The 7803-nt window shown below is 59.3% G+C and carries 7 protein-coding genes and 2 tRNA genes; 1 reads left to right on the top strand and 8 read right to left on the bottom strand.

Features of this window, described 5'->3' with window-relative positions:
• Window positions 1-106 precede the first annotated feature (106 nt).
• Complete coding sequence (locus ACH2ED_RS05100; protein WP_395089126.1) at window positions 107-556, bottom strand: hypothetical protein; 450 nt, start codon at window positions 554-556, stop codon at window positions 107-109.
• A 108-nt stretch (window positions 557-664) separates the two neighbouring features.
• On the opposite strand from ACH2ED_RS05100, the gene ACH2ED_RS05095 reads away from it, so the two are divergent.
• Window positions 665-1150 (top strand): DinB family protein, encoded by a 486-nt coding sequence (locus ACH2ED_RS05095; protein WP_395089125.1) that lies wholly within the window; start codon window positions 665-667, stop codon window positions 1148-1150.
• Between the two features lie 32 nt (window positions 1151-1182).
• Here ACH2ED_RS05095 and ACH2ED_RS05090 read toward each other — a convergent pair.
• From ACH2ED_RS05090 to ACH2ED_RS05060, 7 genes are all read right to left on the bottom strand, one after another.
• Window positions 1183-1253: transfer RNA gene (locus tag ACH2ED_RS05090), tRNA-Gly, on the bottom strand.
• Between the two features lie 42 nt (window positions 1254-1295).
• A tRNA-Pro gene (locus tag ACH2ED_RS05085) sits at window positions 1296-1369 on the bottom strand.
• 40 nt (window positions 1370-1409) lie between these two features.
• Complete coding sequence (locus tag ACH2ED_RS05080) at window positions 1410-2237, bottom strand: tyrosine-type recombinase/integrase (RefSeq protein WP_395089124.1); 828 nt, start codon at window positions 2235-2237, stop codon at window positions 1410-1412.
• Between the two features lie 6 nt (window positions 2238-2243).
• Entirely contained in the window at window positions 2244-4118 is a 1875-nt protein-coding gene (locus tag ACH2ED_RS05075; protein WP_395089123.1) for a hypothetical protein, read from the bottom strand.
• Between the two features lie 65 nt (window positions 4119-4183).
• Complete coding sequence (gene priA, locus ACH2ED_RS05070; protein ID WP_395089122.1) at window positions 4184-6631, bottom strand: primosomal protein N'; 2448 nt, start codon at window positions 6629-6631, stop codon at window positions 4184-4186.
• Window positions 6632-6636: 5 nt separating this feature from the next.
• Window positions 6637-7011, bottom strand: coding sequence for a type II toxin-antitoxin system HigA family antitoxin (locus ACH2ED_RS05065; RefSeq protein ID WP_395089121.1), 375 nt, complete (start codon window positions 7009-7011; stop codon window positions 6637-6639).
• 492 nt (window positions 7012-7503) lie between these two features.
• Window positions 7504-7677, bottom strand: a complete 174-nt coding sequence (locus ACH2ED_RS05060; protein ID WP_395089120.1) for a hypothetical protein — start codon at window positions 7675-7677, stop codon at window positions 7504-7506.
• Between the last annotated feature and the right edge of the window lie 126 nt (window positions 7678-7803).

The raw sequence follows: 7803 nt of genomic DNA, 5'->3' as shown, positions 1-7803 counted from the left end.
TAACAGAAGCGGCGGGCAATGATTGCCGGGAAAGTCTGGAGGCAAAAAGAGTCTAAATTAAAAAAGAAAAGTGTCTCAAAATCATTGACATATTCCGTGCCGCCCCTCAATAGTCAGCTGGACTGAGTAATATGCAGTGTTCCATCACAATATTCCCGTGAATATTTCCCGTGCATATCCCTTTAAGAGTCACATAAGTCTCCGCAGGAATTTTGCCTAAGGACTCCTGCGGGCCATCAAAATAACATTTCACACGATTTGAGAGAAGCATGTACGAGTGTTCTACAGATTCAACGTTAACGGATGCAAGCTCACCCCCAAGATGGACAATCTTACCTTTATATTTCCCATTCGCAGCCTCAAGGTTTTTCTCATAGTCTAAGCGCATCAAAGTAGACACCACATGAACAGTGGCCTCAGTGTTTTGGCTTACCAATGGCTGCTCTGGTTGGGATGCTTGCCAAAAATAAAACACCACACCGAGCGAGCAGCTAACGAGCACTCCGATCAGGAAAGACAAAATATCGAGTCTTAGTTTTTTGCGAAGTTCTTTCAATTCCTACTCCTCACACAGTGTATCTACTTTAAGTATCGGCTCAGGCACACCACACATGTTCCGCGCAATAGTACGAGAATACAAAAAAAAGACGATAGAATGCGCACTATGAGTAGTGATTTTTCCGTAGCTTGGGAGCTAAGCCGTGGCCGATTCGATCAGGAGGTTCTGAGCCTGAGCCAGGAGCAGCTTAATTTCCGCTTGTATCCCGGCTCTCTCTCCATCGGTGAGATGGCGGTTCACGTCGCTGGAGTAGAGGTCTGGTTCCTCTGCCAACTAGCGGGTAAGCCCGTCCCAGAAGACCTAGTGCGCGTGGCAAAGTGCGCAACTGAGGGCGTCGTCAACGACAATCCCTTCCCCTTCGAGGCCTCCGAAATCACCCCCGTCCTCGTCGCCGATGCGCTTGCCATAGCCGCCACGATGGTCAAAGAAGTCATCTACCAGCCCTCGGCAGAGCTGCTTCAGGTGGAGATCAAGAGTGCTCTGGGGCCAATCATCACGGGCAAAGGAGCCCTCGCCCGCTTCGCCTTCCATCCCGGCTACCACCACGGACAGGCGTACCAGATCAAGTGTGCTCCCGGCTTTCCCCACTAAACAATCGGGGACGTCTGGTAATAGAGATTTGAAGCGGGTGGGGGGAATCGAACCCCCGTGATCTGCTTGGAAGGCAGGAGCTTTACCATTAAGCTACACCCGCATATTTCAATTTACTGCACCCTACCACTACCTGGTACTCGCATCGGGGCGACAGGATTCGAACCTGCGACCTCAACATCCCAAATGTCGCGCTCTACCAAGCTGAGCCACGCCCCGACGAGGTGCGAGAGTCAGTATACCGCCTTTTTCGATTTTATCAAGCGCGTGGATGGGCAGCACGATAGACTGCTCGGAGGCGCTTGGTGGCGACATGGGTGTAGATTTGGGTGGTGGTTATCCGAGCGTGCCCCAGTAATTCCTGGATCACCCGCAGATCTGCTCCGTTATTCAGCAGGTGAGTGGCAAACGAATGCCGTAACCAGTGAGGCGAGGGGCGATCCCCCAGCCCTGCCGCTAGGACATTCTCCTTGACAGCCCTCCAGAGGGTCACGCGCCCGACGCCACCAAAGACCGAGTCGGTCGGCTTTGCACTCTCCGAACGAAGAGCCTGCAGGCTCTCAAAGACCAGGGCGACGAGCGGAACATAGCGCTCTTTACCGCCCTTGCCACGCACGAGAATCGTCCCCCGCTTGGAGTCAAGATCGCCCCAGCACAGTCCCACCACCTCAGAGAGACGAAGCCCCCCCGCGTACAGCACTTCGAGTAAGGCACCATCCCGCTGCCCTTTTGGTGTCGTGCGATCCGGGATAGAGAGTAAGGTGAGAAGCTGCGCGGTGGTCAAGGTGTGAGGAAGCTTGCTCTCAGGACGTGTGGGCGTTGCCGCAAGAGAGACCGGGTTGGTATCAAGCTGCCCTTCACGGCTCAGGAACCGACAGTACGAGGAGAGTGCGGCACGCTTACGGGCCACACTAGCAGGAGCGAGCCCGGCAGTGTGGAGCTGCGCAACGTAGCGCTCGATGCCCTCCACATTCAAAGGCAAGAGGCTTTGCTCCCACTGAACCAGATCGCGCTGGTACGCCAGCGCTGTGTTGTGCGCAAGGCCACGTTCGGCACGCAAGTGGGTCAGAAACGCCTCAATGCTCACTTGGAATCAAATCTTCAGGAAGGGAAATAGCTTCTTGACATAGCCGCGCAGGCTGGTCTCGGGGAACTGCTCTCGCTCACGCTGGAGGCGGTTTGATTCGCGATCAAACTCGGCGACCTCCATCTCCAGGCGCTGCACATCCACAGAGACATTCTTAGCTGAGGCACTGTACTTGCGCCACTCGTCCTCAAACTCTTTCTCCATCTCCCGGCACCAAGTCTGCAAGAGAGTGATCTGGTGCTGGGGAACTCCTGGCAGGGTTGTTCGGCGTGAGAGATCTAGTGCATTAGTGATTCCCGCCACCGCCAGCTCACGCTTCGTATGAACTGGCATTCCATCTATTGTAATGACTCGATTGATAGGAACCTGCCGTAGCTTCTCCGCCACATAGTCGGCCTGCGCCCCCTGCGCGGCTTGCAGCGCTTGCGGGGACGTCCCCCCGCTACGGGTGGCCACCCGGACTTTGCGCTCCGCAGCAAGCTGGGTCATCTTGGCCATCTCCGCCATCAGCTCATCCAGCAGCTTCCGGCGAGGCCAGTTCGCATAGCCAATCCCAATGGCGTTGACCAACCAGAGGAGAATAAAGAGCGGCAGGAACGTCCCCCCGATCGCCTGAGCGAGCAAGGCAGCAAGAACAACAACCGCCGCCAGAGCAGCACGCACCAGGAGAATATTCTGCCGCTCTTTCTCGGCAAAGGCGCGCTCATTGAGCTGAATGAGGTAGCGGAAGACATCCCGGGCCGCCTGGCGCTGACCGGCAGCGCGGTAGCTCGTCCCCGCCTGCCACCACTTGTCGTGAGTGACCACTTCGCTGTAGGTCTTGATCCAGTCAATATTATCAGCTTTCTCATGGCGTTCCTGGACGGTCGGCTCCGGAGGGCCTACCAGTTCAACGGGCAGCGGCTTGGGCTCATCGGTGGAGATGACCGGCAGCAGGGCGGAGTCAGGGCCGTGCTCCAGTGCATCCTGAAGCCGTGCCAGAGACTCCGCAAGCGCTTCGTCGCGATCTAGCTCCGCCTGCGCCCGTAGTGCAGCGAACACGGGCGAGCCCGCCGGGTCGCGCAGGTCCGCAGCCTTGAAGAGTAGGCTCTCGCCATCGCCAAACTTAACACACAGACTCGGATCGCGGGCAATCGCGAGCAAGGCGGTCTGCATCACCAGACACGCAAAGCGATCCAACCCTACCCCAAAGTGCTGTACCTGGCGCTCCGGGTGCTGGTAGTTCGCATGCCCCAGCTCCGGCGACGGGTAGCCTTCCAGCCCGGGGACAAACATGCCATCGTAGTCTACGAGTGTCACCTGGCTACCGTCCTCAGAGATCAGGAGGTTATCGTGCTGCCAGTCGCCGTGCGCCATTCCTGCCGCCTCCAAGCGCGTGAGCAGTGTCCCCAGTGTTCCGATCAGTCGCCGCAGCCGCTCGGGATTATCGCGGTTTTGCTCCACCCAGCGCCCTAGTGTCACGCCTTGCGCCCAGCGCATCGCAATGGTCGGGTACCACTTGCCCGCAATCCGCATTCCGCCCTCCACAAAGCGAAAGGGCACGAAGACATCGTCTAAAGTAGCGATCTGTGTGGCGAGCAGCCGGTAGCGGGTGCCTCGTGTGATTCCGTAGCTGTCTTGTGGAGCCGTAAAGCAGCGGAGCGCCCAGTCCGTGCCATCGTGGCCGCGCAAGCGAAAGACCACAGCAAAGCGCCCCGTGTAGGCAATCGGCAGCCCTTGCCGGTTCTCCGCGACTTTTGCCCCCGTGAGCAGCGGGTCGCCCAGGGTGAGGCCCGGACTCTGGATCGCCTCCCGGTACGCGACCGCATCGGGCCACTCTGAGCGCCCCTGCCGGATAGAATTTGCACTACTGGCGCTGACTTCCGCCTGATTGAGCCTCATGTGGTCACTATTTTACCCGATGTTAGAGTCATCGCTCCCAGAGGCAGACCAAAACACAGGAGCAATCACAGCAGGCTCATCGGGTCGAGGTCAATGGTCATTCCCGAGCGATCCGACGAAGTGAGCGAGAGCATTCCTCGGCGGACGTGGGCACGAAGCGCGTCGCCGTCGGCGCACTTGAGCAGAAGATGCCAGCGGAACTTACCACGCAGTCTTGAGAGAGGGCACGGGGCGGGGCCGAGGACTTTGAGACCGTCGCAGTCCTCGAGACGATTGGCGAGAGCACGCAGACGGACCTCGGGGAGCCGCTCATCTTCGTCCTGGGCAATAATATTGGCGAGCCTTGCAAACGGGGGGTAGCCTAGCTCCTCACGAAATGCGATCTCACGCTTGTAGAACAGCTCGTAGTCGTGCTCGGCGGCGGCAGTGATGGACTCGTGCTCGGGATTAAAGCTCTGAACAACTACATGGCCCGGTTTGCGCCCACGCCCGGCCCGGCCCGCCACCTGGGTGAGAAGCTGAAAGGCGCGCTCGCTGGCTCTAAAATCCGGCAGGTTGAGTGCGGTATCGGCGGAGATCACGCCCACCAGCGTGACACCTGCAAAATCCAGGCCCTTAGCGACCATTTGCGTCCCGATCAGGATATCCGCCTCGCCCGAGCGAAACTGCCGCAGCATCTTCATGTGGGCGTTCTTCTCCTGGGTCGTGTCCCGATCCATACGAATCACACGGGCCGTGGGGAAGGCTTTCTTGATCTCCTCCTCGATCTTCTCGGTGCCGATCCCAAATGGGCGCAGGCGATTGCCGCCGCACTTGGGGCACATGTCGGGAGCGGGGTGCTCGTAGTTGCAGTGGTGGCAGACAAGCCGTGCCGAGCGCTGGTGGTAGGTCAGCGAGACCTCGCAGTTTGGGCAGCGCGTGGTGTAGCCACAGTCCCGGCAGAGTAAGAACATCGAGAAACCGCGCCGGTTCAGAAAGAGAATGGTCTGCTCCCGTTTTTCCAGGCACTGGGTGATCCCCTCCAGAAGCTGCGGGGCGAAGAGCGCGGGCTGGTTTTTCTTGAAGCCCTCGCGCAGATCAACGATCTCGACACTGGGCAGCGGGCGGGAGAGAGCACGCTCGCGGAGCGGCAGAAACCCATACTCACCTTTTTCGGCCTTGTAGAATGTCTCCACCGACGGTGTCGCGGAGCCGAGAATCACGGTTGCGCCGGTGGCTCTGGCGCGTGCAATCGCCACTTCGCGGGCGTGGTAGCGCGGGGCGGGCTGGTCTTGTTTGTAGCTGCCCTCGTGCTCCTCGTCCACCACCACTAAACCCACATTGGGGAGCGGGCAGAAGATCGCCGAGCGCGCCCCGACCACCACATCCGCCTCGCCGCGTGCGATCCGCTGCCACTCATCGCGCCGCTCGCCCAGAGAGAGCTGGGAGTGTAGCACCGCCACCCGGTCCCCAATGCGGCTACGGAAGCTATCCACCACCTGCGCCGTGAGCGCGATCTCCGGCACGAGCACCAGCGCCGTCCGGCCCCGCCGCCGCGTCTCGGCAATGGCACGCAGGTACACCTCAGTCTTGCCCGAGCCCGTCACCCCGTAGAGCAGTGCCACGTTATGCGTCCGCGAGTCCAAGCGCCGCTTGATCTCCTCCAGGGCGATCTTCTGCTCGGGCATGAGCTCGGGCGCTACCACGGCGCTGGTGCTGAGCGAGTAGGGCCGCCGCCGCTCGGTAAGCACTTCGATCATGATCAGCTCGTCGGCTTCGAGTTTTTTCAGCGCCGCAGGGGAGACACCGGCCTCCGCAATGAGCTTGCTCACAGGAAGTGGCCCGCCTCCCGCGCTGGAGAGCGCCCGCAGGAGCTTGGCCTGCGCCGGAGCTTTCGCCTCGCGGGCCTTAGCAGCGTCCTCGGCATCGTCCCAGACCACGAGTAGCCGGGCGGCTTTCACGCGGCGTGCGCCCGTGCGCGGCGGCTCGACCGTCCAGATGTCCCGCAGCAGCCCGCGCTCACGCAGCAGCTTCACTGGCGAGTCCACGCGGCTCGCCACCAGCTCCGCCAATTCCTCCAGGGTCGCCGCCTCACTCGGGCAACCGGCGAGCGTCTCGATGACTAGCCTATGCGATGCCGTCGTGATCTCCGTGAGCTTCTCTTCCCAGCCGGGCACCAGCTGCACGCGGCGAATGAGATGCGCCGCCTGGGCATCGGGAATCACAGAACGGACGGCGGTGGCCAAATCACAGAGATACTCCCGCGCCATCCACTGCGCGGTCTGGAGAACGGCCTTGGGAAGGCTCGCCCCGTCGCCCAGCACCTTGGCCTTGATGGGTTTGATAATACTCGGGTCAATATCAGTCGGCGGCACGTCCTCGCGGCTCATGACGTAGCCAATCGCCTCCTGCCGCCCAAAGGGGACGACCACGCAGTCCCCCACCGTCAGCTCGTCCAGATCCTCAGGAACCCGGTAGGTCAGCGGCTGCTTGATACCCGGCGCTTCGACATTCACCACAAGAGAAGCATACACGACGGCTAGGCCGCCCGCTGCAAAGCGTAGGGTTGGATCAGAATTTCCGCCGGAAGTCCGAGGCCCGTGTGTAAGCGACGGATCATCTCCACGCTCAGCGGACGGCGGCGGTTGAGCACTTCCGCCACCCGCCCTCGTGCTCCGATAAACGGCTCCAGATCACGACGCGTCAGCCCCCGGCTCTCCATCCAGTACTCAATCGCCTCTACCGGGTCGGGCGGCAGAATGGGAAAATGCTTGCGCTCGTAGGCTTCTACGAGCGTCACCAGCACCTCTAGGCGATCTCCTTCCGGCGTGCCAGACGCAGCGTCGAAGAGCCCCTCAATCTCAGTGAGGGTCTCGCAGTAGATGGTGTCGTCGTGGATAGGTCGAATGTTCATTTCACACCTGTCGCGAGTTTATCCCGATCCAGTTTTGGGTGCAAGAGATATTACGGAAGCTTCTCCAGCACCGTCTGTATATTCTTTACTCCTGTCACTTCCATAGTTAAACGACCGAGGGGACTGTCTGCTTTAGCTGACAGGGGAATCGGCATCCGCTTGGAAAAAGCTTATGCAAAATCCTTGCCCCTCAACTTTCTTTTTTATTTTTATTTTTTAGCTTTCCGGGTTCCCACTTTTGTCGGAGTATCTAGCCGTCACACCTTGTTTACAGAAGATTCCAGGGGGTTCTGGCAAGGAACTACATTTAAGTATGACATCTCGTTTGCCAGGTAAAATCTTCGCGTCTTGTAGTGTTGGTGCAACTTTCGAGTTGCACTTGGGGCACGGACGGTGCCTTTGCAGGCTAACGTGGGCGGAAGCGCCGAGCGTTCTGCAAGAAGCCTGAGGCTTGAAGCCGTTTGTTTTTGTGATTGTGTCTTGGACATAATTTCAGAAGCTCTCTGCTTTAGCGGAGGGAGTCGTCACTCGGCTCCCACCACCTTTCTCCCGAAGCCAGAGAGTGGGCACCTCATGAATGCCTGCCGCTAGTGCCAGCGCTTCCATCTTGTCAATCCGTTGGCGTGCTCCGTCAACAACAGGGTCATTCTTATACCAGTTTCCCATAATCCAACGATGGCCTTGTTCGCCTCTATCCATAATTAAACGACCGAGGGGACTGTCTGCTTTAGCTGACAGGGGAATCGGCAACCGCACGGCACAGGTGCGCTGCGCACCATGCCGCATAGAAAA

This window comes from Armatimonas sp. (assembly GCF_043757465.1).
Taxonomy (GTDB): domain Bacteria; phylum Armatimonadota; class Armatimonadia; order Armatimonadales; family Armatimonadaceae; genus Armatimonas.
Note: the sequence above shows the minus strand (reverse complement) of the source record. Positions and strands in the feature narration are given on the sequence as shown.